Annotated in this window: 13 protein-coding genes; 4 read left to right on the top strand and 9 right to left on the bottom strand. The window is 66.4% G+C overall.

What is annotated here, in order from left to right; all coding sequences use genetic code 11:
* Positions 1–36: 36 nt before the first annotated feature.
* From ntrC to dusB, 3 genes are read right to left on the bottom strand one after another with little or no spacing between them, the layout of a single operon-like run.
* Positions 37–1,479: a nitrogen regulation protein NR(I) gene (ntrC, locus tag QX108_RS03450; RefSeq protein ID WP_172108835.1), complete on the bottom strand. Its 1,443-nt coding sequence runs from the start codon at positions 1,477–1,479 to the stop codon at positions 37–39.
* A gap of 9 nt (positions 1,480–1,488) precedes the next feature.
* Entirely contained in the window at positions 1,489–2,664 is a 1,176-nt protein-coding gene (locus tag QX108_RS03455; RefSeq protein WP_315720126.1) for a nitrogen regulation protein NR(II), read from the bottom strand.
* Complete coding sequence (dusB, locus tag QX108_RS03460; RefSeq protein WP_315779488.1) at positions 2,661–3,662, bottom strand: tRNA dihydrouridine synthase DusB; 1,002 nt, start codon at positions 3,660–3,662, stop codon at positions 2,661–2,663. The genes QX108_RS03455 and dusB overlap by 4 nt, the downstream gene beginning before the upstream one ends.
* Positions 3,663–4,053: 391 nt before the next feature.
* Between dusB and QX108_RS03465 the strand changes: the two genes are divergently transcribed.
* On the top strand, positions 4,054–5,235 hold the full coding sequence (locus QX108_RS03465) for a bifunctional 2-C-methyl-D-erythritol 4-phosphate cytidylyltransferase/2-C-methyl-D-erythritol 2,4-cyclodiphosphate synthase (RefSeq protein WP_315778782.1): 1,182 nt from the start codon (positions 4,054–4,056) through the stop codon (positions 5,233–5,235).
* Positions 5,236–5,594: 359 nt separating this feature from the next.
* Positions 5,595–6,206, top strand: a complete 612-nt coding sequence (locus QX108_RS03470) for a CinA family protein (protein WP_172133103.1) — start codon at positions 5,595–5,597, stop codon at positions 6,204–6,206.
* Positions 6,207–6,502: 296 nt separating this feature from the next.
* On the opposite strand, the gene QX108_RS03475 is transcribed toward QX108_RS03470, so the two are convergent.
* Positions 6,503–6,850, bottom strand: a complete 348-nt coding sequence (locus QX108_RS03475; RefSeq protein WP_315778780.1) for a DUF1127 domain-containing protein — start codon at positions 6,848–6,850, stop codon at positions 6,503–6,505.
* A gap of 247 nt (positions 6,851–7,097) precedes the next feature.
* Positions 7,098–7,655: an HD domain-containing protein gene (locus tag QX108_RS03480; RefSeq protein WP_315778778.1), complete on the bottom strand. Its 558-nt coding sequence runs from the start codon at positions 7,653–7,655 to the stop codon at positions 7,098–7,100.
* An 849-nt stretch (positions 7,656–8,504) separates the two neighbouring features.
* Here QX108_RS03480 and QX108_RS03485 point away from each other — a divergent pair.
* Positions 8,505–9,767, top strand: a complete 1,263-nt coding sequence (locus tag QX108_RS03485; RefSeq protein WP_315720131.1) for a methyl-accepting chemotaxis protein — start codon at positions 8,505–8,507, stop codon at positions 9,765–9,767.
* A 343-nt stretch (positions 9,768–10,110) separates the two neighbouring features.
* Here QX108_RS03485 and QX108_RS03490 read toward each other — a convergent pair whose 3' ends face one another.
* Both QX108_RS03490 and lipA read right to left on the bottom strand, forming a co-directional pair.
* Positions 10,111–10,584, bottom strand: a complete 474-nt coding sequence (locus QX108_RS03490; RefSeq protein ID WP_315778775.1) for a type II toxin-antitoxin system RatA family toxin — start codon at positions 10,582–10,584, stop codon at positions 10,111–10,113.
* Between the two features lie 10 nt (positions 10,585–10,594).
* Positions 10,595–11,554 (bottom strand): lipoyl synthase, encoded by a 960-nt coding sequence (lipA, locus tag QX108_RS03495; RefSeq protein WP_315778774.1) that lies wholly within the window; start codon positions 11,552–11,554, stop codon positions 10,595–10,597.
* Between the two features lie 134 nt (positions 11,555–11,688).
* Here lipA and QX108_RS03500 point away from each other — a divergent pair, with 134 nt between their 5' ends.
* Positions 11,689–12,312 (top strand): DNA-3-methyladenine glycosylase, encoded by a 624-nt coding sequence (locus QX108_RS03500; RefSeq protein ID WP_315778773.1) that lies wholly within the window; start codon positions 11,689–11,691, stop codon positions 12,310–12,312.
* Between the two features lie 108 nt (positions 12,313–12,420).
* On the opposite strand, the gene QX108_RS03505 is transcribed toward QX108_RS03500, so the two are convergent.
* Positions 12,421–15,285 carry a valine--tRNA ligase gene (locus tag QX108_RS03505; RefSeq protein ID WP_315778771.1) on the bottom strand — a complete coding sequence of 955 codons (2,865 nt, stop codon included), beginning with the start codon at positions 15,283–15,285 and terminating at the stop codon, positions 12,421–12,423.
* 265 nt (positions 15,286–15,550) lie between these two features.
* Positions 15,551–16,303, bottom strand: a complete 753-nt coding sequence (locus tag QX108_RS03510; protein ID WP_315778769.1) for a DUF2497 domain-containing protein — start codon at positions 16,301–16,303, stop codon at positions 15,551–15,553.
* Positions 16,304–16,525 lie beyond the last annotated feature (222 nt).

Below are 16,525 nucleotides of genomic sequence, written 5' to 3' on the forward strand. Positions count from 1 at the left end.
TCCCGGCCGCACCGGTATGGTATTATTTAACCGTCATCAGCCGCCGCTGCGGTAGACCTGGATGTCGAGGTCACGGATCTTCTTGCGCAGCGTGTTGCGGTTGAGGCCGAGCAGATCGGCCGCGCGGATCTGATTTCCCCGTGTCGCCGCCAGCGCGGCCGTGAGCAGCGGGATCTCGATTTCCTTGAGGATGCGGTGATACAGGCCCGGCGGCGGCACGCCGTTCGGAAATCCCTGGAAATGCGATGACAGGTACGCCTCTACCGCGCCGCCGAGATTGTCGATCGAGGTCGGCGTGTTGGAGCCGGTGGTCACCGCCGGCGGCGCCAGCTCGCCGTCGATCACCGACGCGGTGATGACGTCCTGCGGATACAGCGCGGCGAGGCGGCGGGCGAGATTCTCCAGCTCGCGGACGTTGCCCGGCCAGCGGTGCTGCTTGAGCCGTTCGAGCGCGGCGGCATCGAGCTTCTTCGGCGGCAGCCCGTCCTTCTCGGCCAGCGCGAAGAAGTGGCGGACGAGATCCGGCAGATCCTCGATGCGCTCGCGCAGCGGCGGCAGCCGCAGCGGCACGACGTTGAGGCGGAAGAACAGGTCCTCGCGGAACAGACCCTGCTGGATCAGGATGCGCAGGTCCTTGTTCGACGCCGCGACGATACGCACGTCGGTCTTGATCGGGGTGCGGCCGCCGACGGTGGTGTACTCGCCCTGCTGCAGCACGCGCAAAAGCCGCGTCTGCGCCTCCATCGGCATGTCGCCGATCTCGTCGAGAAACAGCGTGCCGCCCTCGGCCTGCTCGAAGCGGCCGGAGGCGCGGGTGTTGGCCCCGGTGAAGGCGCCGCGCTCGTGGCCGAACAATTCCGATTCGATCAGGTCGCGCGGGATCGCCGCCATGTTGACGGCGACGAACGGGCCGTTCCGGCGCTTGCCGTAATCGTGCAGCGCGCGCGCCACCAGCTCCTTGCCGGTGCCGCTCTCGCCGGAGATCATCACCGTGAGGTCGGTCTGCATCAGCCGCGCCAGCACGCGGTAGATGTCCTGCATCGCCGGCGAGCGGCCGACCAGCGGGATCGATTCGAACTCGCTGTCATCGGGCTGGCTCGCCGCACGCTCCTTCGGCTCGGCCAGCGCGCGGCCGACGATCGCGATCAGCTCCTTCAGGTCGAACGGCTTCGGCAGATACTCATAGGCGCCGCGCTCGGAGGCCTTGATCGCGGTCATGAAGGTGTTCTGCGCGCTCATCACGATGACCGGCAGGTTCGGCCGCATCTTCTTGATCCGCGGCAACAGGTCGAACGCGTTCTCATCGGGCATCACCACGTCGGTGATGACGAGATCGCCCTCGCCCTGGCTCACCCAGCGCCACAAGGTGGCGGCGTTGCCGGTCAGCCGCACCTCGTAGCCGGCGCGTGACAGCGCCTGGTTCAGGACCGTGCGGATGGCCGTATCGTCGTCGGCAACGAGAATGCTACCTGCAGGCATGGGTGGTCCTCAATTTGATCCCTGAGAGGCATGCAACGGCGTCCCCGAAACGTCATCGCGATTGCTGTGGTCTGGTTGTTTGCTAGCGCTGTACATCGGCATCAGCACCCGGAAGGTCGTCTTGCGCGGCTGCGACTCGCACTCGATGATCCCGCCATGGTCGCCGATGATCTTCGCGACCAATGCAAGACCGAGGCCGCTTCCGGTCGGCTTGGTGGTCACGAACGGATCGAACAAATTCGGCATCAGGTCTTCCGGCACGCCGGGGCCGTTGTCCTTGACGCAGAACTCCAGCGGCAGCGACACCCGCGACTTCTTGCCGGGCACCGACAGCCGCACACCCGGGCGGAAGGCCGTGGTGAGCTGAATCTCCGCATCGGAGCCGAGGTCGACGACCGCCTCGGCGGCATTCTTGACCAGATTCAGGAACACCTGGATCAGCTGGTCTTGGTTGGCGAGCACCGGCGGCAGCGACGGATCGTAGTCCTCGATGAAGCGGATGTTGCGGGCGAAGCCGGACTGCGCCAGCCGCTTCACGTGATCGAGCACGGAGTGGATGTTGACCGGCCCGCGCGCCACCGGGCGGTCGTCGCCGAACACCTCCATGCGGTCGACCAAGGTGACGATGCGGTCGGCCTCGTCGCAGATCAGCCGGGTCAGCATGCGGTCCTCCGAGGAGGCCTGCTGCTCCAGCAGCTGCGCGGCGCCGCGGATGCCCGACAGCGGGTTCTTGATCTCATGCGCTAGCATCGCGGCCAGCGCGATCACCGAGCGCGCGGCGCTGCGGTGGGTGAGCTGGCGGTCCATCTTGTCGGCGATGGTGCGCTCCTGCAGCATCACCACGATATGGCCCGGCCGCTCCGGCAAGGGGGCGACGTGAAGATCGACGAGCCGGTCCGCGCCGGTGCGCGGCGTGCCCAGATCGACCTTGTACTCGTTGACCGGCGCGCTGGTCGTGCGCACCTGATCGATCAGCGCCAGCAGCGGCGAGCCGAACGGCACCAGCTTCTTCAGCGACTGCCGCTGCAGAAACTGCGTCGAGGAATCGAAGAACGATTCCGCCGCCATGTTGGCGTCCATGATCATGCCGTCCGGGCCGATGACGAGCACCGGATTCGGCAGAGCGTTGAGGATGGCGTCGCCATCCGAGGGAAGGCGCTTGCGCTGTTCTGCGGCTGAGCTCATGCGGCTGCACTCCAGGCAAAATCGTCGAAGGCGTCACGCAGCGCCCGATGCACCAGGGACGGCTGCTCGGATGTCAGGATACGCTCGCGCCACGCCTTCAGTTTTTCGGCAGGCGCGTCGGCGTGCCGGGCGGCGACGTCGAGCCCCCAGCCGAGATGCTTGCGGGCGTGGCGCAGGCCGACCCGCTCGCCGTAGTGGCGGCAGATCTCGTCATAGAGTGCGGTGAGAAGACCAAGCTGCTGCGCCAGCTCGGGCGCACCCTCCTCCGCGCCGCCGTCGAGGCGGCGGCCGATCTGGCCCGGCAGCCAGGGGGCGCCCTGCGCGCCGCGGCCGATCATCACGGCATCGGCGCCGGAGGCGTCGAGCGCCTCGCGCGCATCCGCGTAGGTGGTGATGTCGCCGTTGACGACGACCGGCAGATCGACGGCGTCCTTCACCGCGCGCACCGCGCTCCAGTCCGCCTCGCCCTTGTAGAACTGCTGCCGCGTGCGGCCGTGCACGGTAATCAGCTGCACGCCGGCGGCTTCGGCGCGGCGCGCCAGCTCCGGCGCATTCAGGCTGCGCTCGTCCCAGCCGAGTCGCATCTTCAGGGTGACCGGCACGTCGACAGCCTCGACCGTCGCCTCGATCAGGGTCAGCGCATGGTCGAGATCGCGCATCAGCGCCGAGCCGGACTGGCCGCCGGTGACGTGCCGCGCCGGGCAGCCCATGTTGATGTCGATGATGTCGGCGCCGCCATCCTCGGCGACCTTGGCGCCTTCGGCCATCCAGTGGGCCTCGCAGCCGGCGAGCTGCACCACATGCGGCCCGATGCCGCTGGCCTCGCAGCGCAACCGGGATATCCAGCGCCCGCGCACCAGATCGTCGCTTGCGGTCATTTCGGACACCACCAGCCCGGCACCGAGCTCGGCCGCGAGTCGGCGGAACGGCGCGTCGGTGATGCCCGACATCGGCGCGAGGATGGCCCGGTTCGCGAGCGAAACGTCGCCTATCTTCAAAGCGTTGGCAGGTGTATTGGCCGGACCGGTCACGAACGACTCTTAAAGCTCTTCCGACGCATCATTGCGTCTGCCTGCACTCTTGAGCACAATTCTTGGGCAGTCAAGCGTCATGCCTACACTTTAGCCAAAACCCCCAGCATTTCAAGTGCAGTGCAGCAAAATATGCTTGTTCGGCAGTCATGGTAAACCCTTGAGCCGCCGGATTTTTGCATGGCTCGCAGGCGACCTCCGCGAGCCGGTCGTCGGACCCGCGATGCTTCCTGCACCTGCGTCGGGCTTCCGCCGCTCATGCAATGTGTGATCCTGCTCGCTTAACATCCTCTGCAGATGTAAGAAGCCGCGACCATTCACCGCTTCCTCATCTCCTCAGCACCGATACCCTGTTCCCATGACGACTTCTCAGCGGACTGCAGCCATTCTCGTCGCAGCCGGACGCGGCCTGCGTGCCGGCGCCGGCGGTCCGAAGCAATACCGCACGATCGGCGGCCGCACCGTCATCCATCGCGCGCTCGCGGCGTTCGCGGATCATCCCGACGTGGCCGTCGTGCAGCCGGTGGTGAACCCCGATGACATCGACGTCTTCAATGCCGCGGTATCGGGCCTGCGCCACGAGGCGCCCGCGCATGGCGGCGCGACGCGCCAGGCCTCGGTGCTATCAGGACTCGAAGCGCTGGTGCCGCACAAGCCGGAGATCGTGCTGATCCACGACGCCGCCCGCCCCTTCGTGACGCCGGCGGTGATCTCGCGCGCGATTCAAGCTGCGAACAAGACCGGCGCCGCGATCCCCGTCGTGCCGGTCACCGACACGATCAAGGAGGTCGGCGCCGGCGGTGACATCACCGCGACGCCGGAGCGCGCCAAGCTGCGCATTGCGCAGACTCCGCAGACCTTCAAGTTCGAGGCGATCCTCGAGGCGCATCGCCGCGCCGCGCGCGAGGGCCTCACCGAGTTCACAGATGATGCGGCGATTGCCGAATGGGCGGGATTGACCGTCGCGACCTTTGAGGGCGATGTTGCCAACATGAAGCTCACCACCCCGGAAGATTTCGTGCGCGAGGAAGCGCGGCTGGCAGCCTCGCTCGGCGACATCAGGACCGGCACCGGCTACGACGTCCACGCCTTCGGCGAAGGCGACCATGTCTGGCTGTGCGGCCTGCGTGTGCCGCATAGCAAGGGCTTCCTGGCCCACTCCGACGGCGACGTCGGCCTGCACGCTCTGGTTGATGCAATTTTGGGCGCCCTGGCCGACGGCGACATCGGCTCGCACTTCCCGCCCTCCGACATGAAGTGGAAGGGCGCCTCCTCCGACCAGTTCCTGAAATACGCCATCGAGCGCGTCACCGCCCGCGGCGGCCGCGTCGCCAATCTCGAGGTCACGATGATCTGCGAGCGCCCGAAGATCGGCCCTCTCCGCGACCAGATGCGCGCCCGCATCGCCGAGATCTCCGGCGTCGACATTTCCCGCATCGCGGTGAAAGCCACCACCAGCGAACGCCTCGGCTTCACCGGCCGCGAGGAAGGCATCGCAGCGACGGCGAGCGCGACGATCCGGTTGCCGTGGGGCGAGTAGCGAGTAGCACTGGATTGATTCGCAGGTGATGGAAACCATTGACCTACGAGATTGATCGTATCCGAGTTTGAGTCGAGCTATCACCGCGACGGCGGTGCGCCCCCTCGCCCCGTTCTTACGGGGAGAGGGTTGGGGTGAGGGGCAGCCGCACGGGAGGTGTGTGCGGAAAGACCTGTACCCCCTCACCCGGATTGCATCTTGCGATGCAATCCGACCTCTCCCGGCCCGAGCGAAGCTTCGCTTCGCCCTGGCGGGGCAAGGTCGAGCCGAGCCCGCGGAAGCGTCTCGAATCCCTCGGGGCCGTCCATTCCAGGCGCGGTCCACGTTGAAGTAGCTATTGCTTCGAGGACAGGCTGCACATGGCGAGCGAACGTCAAATCGGCTCCACCAGCGCGCTGGCCCGCTCGCTGCTCGACCTCTGCCGGTCGCGCAAGCTGATGATCGCGACCGCCGAGTCCTGCACCGGCGGCCTGGTCGCCGCGGCGCTGACCGAGATCCCCGGCTCCTCCGACGTCATCGACCGCGGCTTCGTCACCTACTCCAACGAGGCCAAGCGCGCGATGCTCGGCGTCGAGGCCTCGACCCTGCAGACCTTCGGCGCCGTCTCCAAGGAGACCGCGATCCAGATGGCTGTCGGCGCGCTCGAACGCGCCGACGTCGACCTCGCGGTGGCCATCACCGGCATCGCCGGCCCCGGCGGTGCCACCCCCGGCAAGCCGGTCGGCCTCGTGCATTTCGCCGTCGCCGCCCGCGACGGCCGCATCACCCACCGCGAACACCGCTTTGGCGCCATCGGCCGCAGCACGGTGCGGACACGGTCGGTGATCGAGGCGCTGCGCATGCTGATGGAACTGGCAAGGCCGCAGGTGCCGGCGAAGCCGAAGCGCGCGGCGGCGACCCGGCTGCGTCCACGCGTGGCACGGGCGCCGCGGCTGCATCCGGTGAAGCGGCCGAGACGGCCACGGACTTGACTGGCCACAGGATGCGGGCCGCACGAGTCGTGAAGCGAAGCCTCAGAGACCGTGCTTGGCCCATATGGCCTTGATCTCGTCTGCCGCCTCAACCTCCGTCGTCATCCCCGCGAAAGCGGGGATCCATAACCACAGGATCCCGTGTGGCGGCACGTCGGTGGCTCACATCTCCTCTCACCACATCTGCTGCGGCGTATGGATCCCGGGTCGGCGCCTCCGCGGCGCGTTGCGCCGTGGAGGCTTGCCCGGGATGACAATTGTGGGTGGGCCGCCACCTCGGTCTCAGCTCGAAGTCCTCATGCGCGCCAGAACGGCCGCCGGCACAGCCGCCGCGCTTCGTCGCGCGTCAGGCCGTAGTCCTCCAGCACTTCGTCGGCGAGCCAGGGCAGCTCCATGGCGAAGCGGCGACGCTCGCGCCAGCGTGCCCACCAGAGCCGAAGCAGCGATTTTGACTCGGGCTCAGCGCGGGCGGGGTCGGCAACCACATGCGGCAAGTAGTAGACGTTGCCTCCAGGCTTCGGCGAAGCAGGACGTCGCGCGGAGCGATCGCGACCGCGCTCGAAGATCCGCGGCCCATGCGCGACACCACGAAATCCGCGCGTGCCGATGGCGCTGAGGCTCGGATCGTCGGTCGTGCTCTGCATGGCGGACTCCCTTGAAAAGAAGAACCTGCCGGCAACAAAAAAGCCGCCAGGTTCCTGGCGGCTGTTCGGATCAAAGACTGCAATTCATCAGATTGCGCGTGATCCTCCCGCCGCCCGCGAGCTACGGTGCGTCCAACGACCGAAACGATGGGTGGCGACGGTGATCATGGTTGGCTCTATAGCTGATCGATCTGAGGTTGTCATCTGCCGGTCCGGCCAAAGATCGGCACCCGCCTTGTCCAATCTGTCAGGCCGGAAAAGCGTCCACGGCCCGCGCAAGCTGCCGCGCCAACGATCCCGGCAACACCTGATCGAAGATGCTGCTCAGCGTGCGGTAGTACCAGATCGTCCCATCCTTTCCGCCTGTGAAGCGTTGCCACACCGCGTCGCCGACTTCGTCGAGGTCGCGCGCGATCGCTTCGGCATTGTCGATCTTGTCGGCGAGCGAGACCAGGAGCGATGACGCCGGCTTGTCCGGCAGTTTCGCGAGATAGGCTTCCTTCCGAGGACGCCATGCCGGCTTCGGATCGACCCAGGAATCCGTGCAGTCCGCGACGATGTCGGCGACGCCGTCGCCGAACCGCCGGCGGATGTCGTCCAGCGTCGGCTGACCGCCCTGGTCCTCCGCCGCGTCGTGCAGCAGGCCGGCGATCGCCTGCACCTCGCTGCCGGCGGCGGACAGCACCCGGCTGGAGACGCTCAGCAGATGCGCGATGTAGGGCACGTTGCTGCCCTTGCGGAACTGGCTGCGATGCAGCTCTGCCGCATAGACCAGCGCGTCATCGTAGATTTTCGAGAGTGACATTGGTTAGCTTCCTTCTCCTGATGATTGAGGATCATCATCTCAGACGTGAGACACATTCAGCAGCCCCCGGGGGATATCGAGCACCAGACCAGCCCGCCCGTCGGGCAAATCGGCAATGCCGCCGGCCTGCGTCGGTCGCCCTTGCCGAACCTTCAGCGGCCGGAAAGCGAAGCAGAAGCCGTGCGTCGCGCGGCGAATTTCTCCTGTGCATTCAACACCCGACTCACTGTCCAGTCCTCACAGCAAAAATATCCTACTTTCATTTTTCCGAATTTCATGTTTTCTCCCCTCATCCCGCCTCGACACGAGGGACGTATCGCGATCGTCACGAGACGCGAGGTGGGGAGGCGATGGCCGCCGGTGAGCCGCAGCGCGTCCAAGGACGTGCCGACGAACGGCTCTTGGCGGACGTGAAGTCGCAGCGTCCTGACACCCCGATGCTGGTGTCACGCCGGCGGTGATGATCCGCCGGTCACGGGGGCAAGACAGCCGGTCCCCGGGGAGACTGCGTATAAGCGTGAAGACCATCGCGCAGGGAATGCCGGATGTCGGCTGAACCTGTGGTGACTGCCGCCTGCTTTTTTGTTGCAGGCGGGCCATGGGTTGCGGCCAGCGCCCGGCATTCCCTGCGCCCTCGTGATTGTTCCGAGGGTGATCGACGAGCACAGCCCGGGCGTCATCGCGCCGCGGAAGACGCGGCTGCACGCCCGCAGCCACTCTCACCCGTATTTGTGCGGACCGCGCCCCTCCCGATGAATATCGCTCACCGACCGTGCGCCGAAAGGTTTTGGTTAATTTTGTCCTGCTAGCTCTCGCTCATTCTTCTCTGACAGTGGATTCGGTATCCCCATGGCTTTCTTCTCCGGCAAGTCGGCTGATCGCGTGCACAACCTCCTGATGGCCGAGCTGTTCGAACGCCATCGCGACGCCATCCTGGTGATGTCCGAGGGCAAGATCATCGCCTGCAACGAAAGTGCGGTGCGCTTCGGCGGTTTCCGCAGCAAGCAGGACTTGTTGTCGCGCTCGCCGGCGGCGATGGCGCCGGAAGTGCAGCCCAACGGCAAGAAGTCCGCCGACGTGGTGCGCGAGATGGACGCCAAGGCCAAGCGCGAGGGCCATGCCAGCTTCGAGTGGACCACCAAGCGCGCCGACGGCAGCCCGGCGCTGGTGCAGATCACGCTGGTGCCGACCACGATCGAGGGCCAGACCTACGTCTTCAGCTTCCGCCGCGATCTCTCCGACCTCGTCGCCGCGCGCGAGGAGAAGAAGCGCGCGCTGGACCGGATCGCCAAGGATTTCGAGGCTAGCGTCGGCGCGATCGCCAATGCGATCTCCGGCGCCTCGCGCGAGGTCGAGACCACCGCGGCGTCGCTGACCACGACCGCCGACCAGGCGGCGCAGCGCGTGGCGCTGGTCGCATCGGCGTCGAGCTCGGCCTCGTCCAACGTACAGTCGGTCGCGGGCGCGACCGAAGAGCTGTCGAGCTCGGTCAGCGAGATCAACCGCCAGGTCGCGACCTCCTCGACCATTGCGGCCGAAGCGGTCGAGGCGTCCTCTCGCACCAACGACCTCGTCAACAGCCTCGCGGATGCGGCCGCCAAGATCGGCGCGGTCACCGACATGATCAATGCGATCGCCAGCCAGACCAATCTCCTCGCTTTGAATGCCACGATCGAGGCGGCGCGGGCCGGCGATGCCGGCCGAGGTTTTGCCGTGGTCGCCTCGGAGGTGAAGAGTCTGTCGAGCCAGACCGCGAAGGCGACCGACGAGATCTCGGCCCATATCAGCGCGATGCAGCGCGCCACCAGCGACACCGTCGCCGCCATCCAGGGCATCGGCGGCACCATCGGCCAGATCAGCGAGATCGCCAAGACGATCGCCACCGCGGTCGATCAGCAGGGCCACGCGACGCAGGAGATCGCCCGCTCGGTGAGCCAGGCTGCCAGTGGCACCCGCGAGGTGGCGACCAATATCGGCTCGGTCAGCCAGACGGTGGAGTCCGCCGGCGGCGCCGCGCGGCAGATGCTGGGAGCTGCGGGTCAGCTCTCCAAGCATGCCGACGAGCTGCGCGGCAAGGTGAAGGACTTTTTGACCGCCGTGCAGGCGGCGTAGGGTCTTGGTCGCAGACTGACCGTCCGCGATCAGACCGGCTCCGCGACGATGTCGCGGAGCAGCTGTTTGAAACGTGGATAGGAATTTGAAGCCAAGTCGAGCTGGCAGCGGCTTGATAGGGGGCAGCTTTGCTGTGAGTTGGCACGCGGCCGACCAACCCTCCGCCGTCGTCCCGGGCTTGACCCGGGACCCATACTCCGCGGCGGATGTGGTGAGACGAGATCGGAAGGACGGGCGTACGGCCACACGCCCCCCTGTGGTTATGGGTCCCGGCGTTCGCCGGGACGACAACTGAGGGTGAGGCGCCCTCTGTCGTCTACCACCGGCTGGCATGGAGAAAGACTTACGTCGACGACACCGCCGGCTTTCGCCTGTAGATCGCGTCCGCGCGCTTTTCGAACGCCGCCGACATCCGAGCGAAGATCGTGTCGAACATCGAGCCCATCAGCATCGCCAGCATGCGGCTCTTGAACTCGTAGGCGATGAAGAACGTCACCTCGCAGGCGCCCTCGCCTGTTGGCTCGAAGCTCCAGCGGTTTTCCAGGCTGGAGAACGGCCCGCTGACATATTCGACCAGGATGTTGCGCTTGGCGCGGTCCAGCGTGACCCGGCTGGTGAAGGTCTCCTTCACGAGCTTGAACGACACCGTCATGTCGGCGACGACCACCTCGGTGCCATCGGGCTTCGCGTTGCGCTGGCGCACCACCAGCCGCTCGCACAGCGGCACGAACTCCGGGTAACGCTCGACATCGGCGACGAGGTCGAACATCTGGTCGGCCGTATGCGCGACACGGCGCTTGTTGGAAAATCTCGGCATCTCGTCTCGATCAGCGCGCGAGCGCGTCGCGCGCGGCCTTCAGCTTGGCGAAATCCTCGCCGGCGTGGTGGGAGGAGCGCGTCAGCGGGCTGGCCGACACCATCAGAAAACCCTTGGTGTAGGCGACGGTCTCGTAGTTGGAGAACTCCTCCGGCGTGACGAAGCTCATCACGGCATGGTGCTTCTTGGTCGGCTGCAGGTACTGCCCGATGGTGAGGAAATCGACCTCCGCGGAGCGCAGATCGTCCATCACCTGCAGCACCTCGTGGCGCTGCTCGCCCAGGCCGACCATGATGCCGGATTTGGTGAAGATGGTGGGGTCGATCTCCTTGACCCGCTGCAGCAGCCGGATCGAGTGGAAGTAGCGCGCGCCCGGGCGGACCGACAGATAGCGCGACGGCACCGTCTCGAGATTGTGGTTGAAGACGTCCGGCTTGGCGGCGACGACCTGCTCCAGCGCGCCGTCCTTGCGCAGGAAGTCGGGCGTCAGCACCTCGATGGTCGTGGTCGGACACTTCGCGCGGATGGCGCGGATGGTCGCGGCGATATGGGTGGCACCGCCGTCGGCGAGATCGTCGCGATCGACCGAGGTGACGACGACATGGGCAAGGCCGAGCTTGAAGGTCGCCTCGGCGACATGCTCGGGCTCACCGGCATCGAGCGCGGCGGGCATGCCTGTCTTGACGTTGCAGAAGGCGCAGGCCCGCGTGCAGGTGTCGCCCATGATCATGAAGGTGGCGTGCTTCTTGTCCCAGCACTCGCCGATGTTCGGGCAGCCGGCCTCCTCGCACACGGTGACCAGGCCGTTCTCGCGGACGATGTTGCGGGTGTCGGCATAGCCGCGGGTGGTCGGCGCCTTGACGCGGATCCAGGCCGGCTTGGCCGGCGAGACCGAGTCCGGCCGGTTCACCTTCTCGGGGTGGCGGGGGCGCAGCGGCGTGTTCGCGTTGATGTCGACGATGGTGACCATGATGCCCAGCAAATCTCTGTTGCGCCCTAGCTATTCCGTGTCGGCCCGCGCCGCAACCGGCTGGCCGAGGATACCAGGGCATGGCAGATATGGGCAGCGCGGAACCGCGCTGATCCCGGCGGAATTCTTCAAGAATGGCGCAAAAACCAGCAAGAACCACCGGAGTTTCCCGGCCCTCGCGCGTCGCGCCAGGCAAGCGGCTCACGCGGGCGTTCTTCGCCCGCGACGTGCTCGACGTGGCGCCGGAGCTGATCGGGGCGACGTTCCTGGTCGACGGCGTCGGCGGCGTGATCGTCGAGGTCGAGGCGTATCACCACACCGACCCGGCGGCACATTCATTCCGCGGACCGACCCCGCGCAACCAGGTGATGTTCGGCCCGCCCGGCTTCGCCTATGTCTACCGCTCCTACGGCATCCATTGGTGCGTGAACTTCGTCTGCGAGCCTGCGGGCTCGGCCAGCGCGGTGCTGATCCGGGCGATCGAGCCGACGCTCGGGATTGGCGAGATGCAGCGACGGCGCGGGCTGGAGGATATCAGGATGCTGTGCTCGGGGCCGGGCAAGCTGACGGAGGCGATGGGGATCACGATCGCGCATAACGCGCTGCCGCTCGATGCTCCGCCGATCGAGCTGTTCGCACGATCTGCCGATGTCGAGATCGTCACCGGCGTCCGCATCGGCATCACCAAGGCCGTCGAGAAGCCCTGGCGCTTCGGCCTGAAGGGCTCGCGGTTCGTCAGCAAGCCGTTCCCGACTTAATGCTGGGCCGTCATTCCGGGATGGTCCGAAGGACCAGACCCGGAATCTCGAGATTCCGGGTTCGATGCTTCGCATCGCCCCGGAATGACGGAGAGAGAGAGCGTCGCGTCAGACGCCCTGCAGCCGCGACAGCGCCTCCTGGAACTTGGCCTTGCGCGCCAACGCCGCCTCGCGCTTCTCCTTCTCCTCCTCCACGAGCTCCTCCGGCGCGTTGGCGACGAACTTCTCGTTACCGAGCTTCTTGTCGACGCGCTCGATGTCCGCCTCGGCCTTGGCGATCTCCTTTCCGAGCCGGGTGCGCTCGGCGGCGAGATCGACGACGCCCTTGAGCGGCAACGCTGCCACCTCGCCGCGGATGACGAACTGGGCCGAGCCTTCCGGCGCGGTGTCCGCAAAGGTGATGTCCGACAACCGCGCGAGGCGCTTGATCACCTCGCTCCAGCGCGGCGCGCGGTCGCGGGTCTCGGCGGAGGCACCGACGAGGGCGAGCGGCATCAAGGTCGCCGGCGGGATGTTCATCTCGGCGCGGACCGAGCGGATCGCGGTGACGAGATCGACCACCCAGCCGATCTCGGCCTCGGCCGCCTCGTCCTTGAAGCTGGCGGCGTCGAACGACACCAGCACCGGTGGCACCAGCGGATCGCCGAAGCTGGCAGCGGACAGCGCCGCGATCTCGGCGACGGTCGGCGTGTCGACGCGGTGCGGCCACGGCGAGAGCGTCAGCAGGCTGTCGCGCTTGGCCGTCGACTCCCACAGCGCCTCGGTGATGAAGGGCATGAACGGATGCAGCAGCTTGAGGATCTCGTCGCGCGCCCAGGCGACCATCGCCTTGGTCTCATCCTTGGCCGGGCCCTCTTCGCCCAGGAGTGTCGGCTTGGAGAGTTCGACATACCAGTCGCAATAGACGTCCCAGACGAAGCGGTAGATCGCGTTGGCCGCGTCGTTGAAGCGATAGGCCTCCAGCGCCTCGGTGACCTCGCGCGTGGCGGCGGCGGCCTCGTGGGCGATCCAGCGGTTCAGCGTCTCCTTGGCGGAGGCAGGATCGAAGCCCTCGGGGACGGTGCAGCCGTTCATCTCGGCAAAGCGGCTGGCGTTCCAGAGCTTGTTGGCGAACTTGCGGTAGCCCTCGACCCGCTGCGTCGACAGCTTGATGTCGCGGCCCTGGGCGGCCATGGCGGCGAGCGTGAAGCGCAGCGCGTCGGCGCCTTGCTCGTCGATCAAGGCCAGGGGATCGATGACGTTGCCTTTCGACTTCGACATCTTGGCGCCCTTCTCGTCGCGGACGAGCGCATGGATGTAGACGGTCGAGAAAGGCACCTCCTTCATGAAGTGGATGCCCATCATCATCATGCGGGCGACCCAGAAGAAGATGATGTCGAAACCGGTGACCAGCACGTTGGTCGGGTAGTAGCGCTTCACCTCGGGCGTGTCGTCGGGCCAGCCGAGCGTCGAGAACGGCCACAGCGCCGAGGAGAACCAGGTGTCGAGAACATCTTCATCGCGGGTGATGAAGCCCTCGCGCTTGTTGCGGTCGAGCGCCATCTCACGGCCCTGCTCCGCCGTGATCACTTCTTGCTCGACGTAGTAGCCGATGGCGTGGCCGACGGCCTCCTCCTCGGTCTCGGCGACGAACACCTTGCCGTCGGGGCCGTACCAAGCCGGGATCTGATGGCCCCACCACAGCTGGCGCGAGATGCACCAGGGCTGGATGTTCTCCATCCACTCGAAATAGGTCTTCTCCCAGTTGCGCGGCACGAACGTCGTTGCGCCCGAGCGCACGGCGGCGATCGCCGGCTGCGCCAAGGTCTTGGCGTCGACGTACCACTGGTCGGTCAGGTACGGCTCGATCACGACGCCAGAACGGTCGCCATGCGGCACCATGTGCGTGTTCGGCTCGACGCGCTCGAGGAAGCCGAAGGTCTCCAGCCGCTCCAGGATCTTCTTGCGCGCGGCGAAACGCTCGATGCCGTGGAACTCCTTCGCAAACTCCTCGGAGCCCTCCGGCAGGCCGCGCAGATAGTCCTCGTTGTCGACCAGCGCGATGCAGCCCTCGCGGTCGAGAATGCTGATCTGCGGCAGGCCGTGGCGGCGGCCGACCTCGAAGTCGTTGAAGTCGTGCGCCGGCGTGATCTTGACCGCGCCGGTGCCCTTCTCCGGGTCGGAATAGGTGTCGGCGACGATCGGGATCTCGCGCCCGACCAGCGGCAGGATCACGCGCTTGCCGACCAGGTGCTGGTAGCGTTCGTCATCCGGATGCACGGCGACCGCGCTGTCACCCAGCATCGTCTCGGGACGCGTGGTGGCGACGACGATGAAGCTCGAGGGATCCTCGGGACTGAAGGTCTTGCCCTCGATCGGGTAGCGCAGGTACCAGAGGTTGCCCTTGACCTCGATCTGCTGGACCTCGAGGTCGGAGATCGCGGTCAAGAGCTTTGGGTCCCAGTTGACCAGCCGCTTGTCCTTGTAGATCAGGCCGGCGCGGTGCAGCTCGACGAACACCTTCACGACAGCCTTGGACAGGCCCTCATCCATGGTGAAGCGCTCGCGGCCCCAGTCGCAGGACGCGCCGAGGCGCTTGAGCTGGTTGATGATGGTGCCGCCGCTCTCGTCCTTCCATTGCCAGACGCGTTCGAGGAACTTCTCGCGGCCCATCTCCCGGCGGCCCGGCTGCTGGCGCTCCATCAGCTGGCGCTCGACCACCATCTGGGTGGCGATGCCGGCATGGTCGGTACCTGGTTGCCACAGCACGTCGCGGCCGCGCATGCGCTCGAACCGGCACAGGATGTCCTGCAGCGTGTTGTTGAGCGCGTGCCCCATGTGCAGCGAGCCGGTGACGTTCGGCGGCGGGATCACGATGGTGAAGGGATCGGCGCCGCGGCGATCCGGGCGGCCGGCGGAGAACGCGCGGGCATCCTCCCAGATCAGGGACATGCGTCCCTCGAGGTCGGCGGGCTGATAATTCTTCTCGATCATGACACTTCCAGCGGGCGCAAGGCCGCCGTCCAATTCGGGATGGCGCGGCTCGTCCGGGTCTTCATCGCGACCTGAAAAAGCTCGCGCAAGCTATTGGGGCTTGGGCTCTTTTCGGACCGACGTCCGGCCACCTATCGCGCTCTCGGAGACCTCTCTCCGATCCGCCCGGCCGGCATCAGCTTGAACAGGCTAGAAAGCCGCCGCGGGCCGCCAAGTCAACAGCGGCGGCCAACATTGACGGCAGCGTGAGAGCCCTGCCCTGTCCTCAGCGGCCCCGCGAGACCCGTTCGATCTCGGCCTTGACGATGCGCTCGACCAGGGCCGGAAGATTGTCGTCCAGCCAGGATTTGAGCATCGGGCGCAGCATCTCCTTGACGAGATCCTCCAGCGTCCGGGCATTGTTGCTCAGCACCGTGTTGGCCAGCGCGTTGAACGCCGACTCGACGGCGTTAACCGTGGATGGCGCCATGATCGGCTGCTTCGGCGAGACCTGCTCGAACGAGGTTTCGAAGCTGGCGGCCTTGTGGTTGAGCCGCCCGGACTCGATGAACTCGATGTCGTCCTGCGGATCCACCTTGCGGAAGGAGGCCGCTGCGGGGGCCGGAGCGGGGGTCGGTGGTGCCACTGCCATGTCGTCCGTCAACTCGAGTACTTCTGGTTCGGGCCCAGGCTCGGGTTCCGCCGGCCTGACCTCCGCGACCGGAGTCGTTTCATCCAAACCCGCCAGCAATGCGTCAATGTCGTCCTGATTGTTCGTCGCAGCCGGCGCAGGCGGCGGCGCCGGTGGGGGTGGCGCAGGCTTGGCGGGAGCCGCCGCAATCTTCGACGGCGGGATGTCGTTCATCACGGGCTTGGGCGCTGGAGCGGGCGCAGCAGCAGGCTTCTCGGCCTTCACGGGCTCCGGGGCGGCCGCCTTCTCGGCTGCCGGCGGCTTGGCTTCGTCGTCGGCAATGATACGCCGGATCGACGCCAGAATCTCCTCCATGGAGGGTTCTTGGACCTTCGCAGGCTGCGTCATTTCCGACTCCAAATCAGCGATGCCGCCGCACGCGTCGGCTTAGCGCAAAAGTCCCGGGCGCCGGATCCAATTGGCTTGGACTTCTCAACGGACATGCCAAACTGTCTCCAGACGAGGCCCGATTGATACAAAACAACAGAACGATACTGCTCATCTCGGAGTCTATTCTTGGAACAACATCCGACGTAGTCCGAATCGTTCGGCGGCCATTTTGAGGCTATG

It is taken from the genome of Bradyrhizobium sp. SZCCHNR1002, assembly GCF_032381435.1.
GTDB classification, from domain to species: Bacteria; Pseudomonadota; Alphaproteobacteria; order Rhizobiales; family Xanthobacteraceae; genus Bradyrhizobium; species Bradyrhizobium aeschynomenes.

What these genes read in the sequence shown, in the direction of transcription:
- QX108_RS03505 (WP_315778771.1), bottom strand. Translation starts at nt 15,285, where the DNA reads ATGATCGAGAAGAATTATCAGCCCGCCGACCTCGAGGGACGCATGTCC.
- QX108_RS03500 (WP_315778773.1), top strand. Translation starts at nt 11,689, where the DNA reads ATGGCGCAAAAACCAGCAAGAACCACCGGAGTTTCCCGGCCCTCGCGC.
- QX108_RS03475 (WP_315778780.1), bottom strand. Translation starts at nt 6,850, where the DNA reads ATGCAGAGCACGACCGACGATCCGAGCCTCAGCGCCATCGGCACGCGC.
- lipA (WP_315778774.1), bottom strand. Translation starts at nt 11,554, where the DNA reads ATGGTCACCATCGTCGACATCAACGCGAACACGCCGCTGCGCCCCCGC.
- QX108_RS03510 (WP_315778769.1), bottom strand. Translation starts at nt 16,303, where the DNA reads ATGACGCAGCCTGCGAAGGTCCAAGAACCCTCCATGGAGGAGATTCTG.
- QX108_RS03465 (WP_315778782.1), top strand. Translation starts at nt 4,054, where the DNA reads ATGACGACTTCTCAGCGGACTGCAGCCATTCTCGTCGCAGCCGGACGC.
- QX108_RS03485 (WP_315720131.1), top strand. Translation starts at nt 8,505, where the DNA reads ATGGCTTTCTTCTCCGGCAAGTCGGCTGATCGCGTGCACAACCTCCTG.
- QX108_RS03490 (WP_315778775.1), bottom strand. Translation starts at nt 10,584, where the DNA reads ATGCCGAGATTTTCCAACAAGCGCCGTGTCGCGCATACGGCCGACCAG.
- QX108_RS03455 (WP_315720126.1), bottom strand. Translation starts at nt 2,664, where the DNA reads ATGAGCTCAGCCGCAGAACAGCGCAAGCGCCTTCCCTCGGATGGCGAC.
- QX108_RS03470 (WP_172133103.1), top strand. Translation starts at nt 5,595, where the DNA reads ATGGCGAGCGAACGTCAAATCGGCTCCACCAGCGCGCTGGCCCGCTCG.
- QX108_RS03480 (WP_315778778.1), bottom strand. Translation starts at nt 7,655, where the DNA reads ATGTCACTCTCGAAAATCTACGATGACGCGCTGGTCTATGCGGCAGAG.
- ntrC (WP_172108835.1), bottom strand. Translation starts at nt 1,479, where the DNA reads ATGCCTGCAGGTAGCATTCTCGTTGCCGACGACGATACGGCCATCCGC.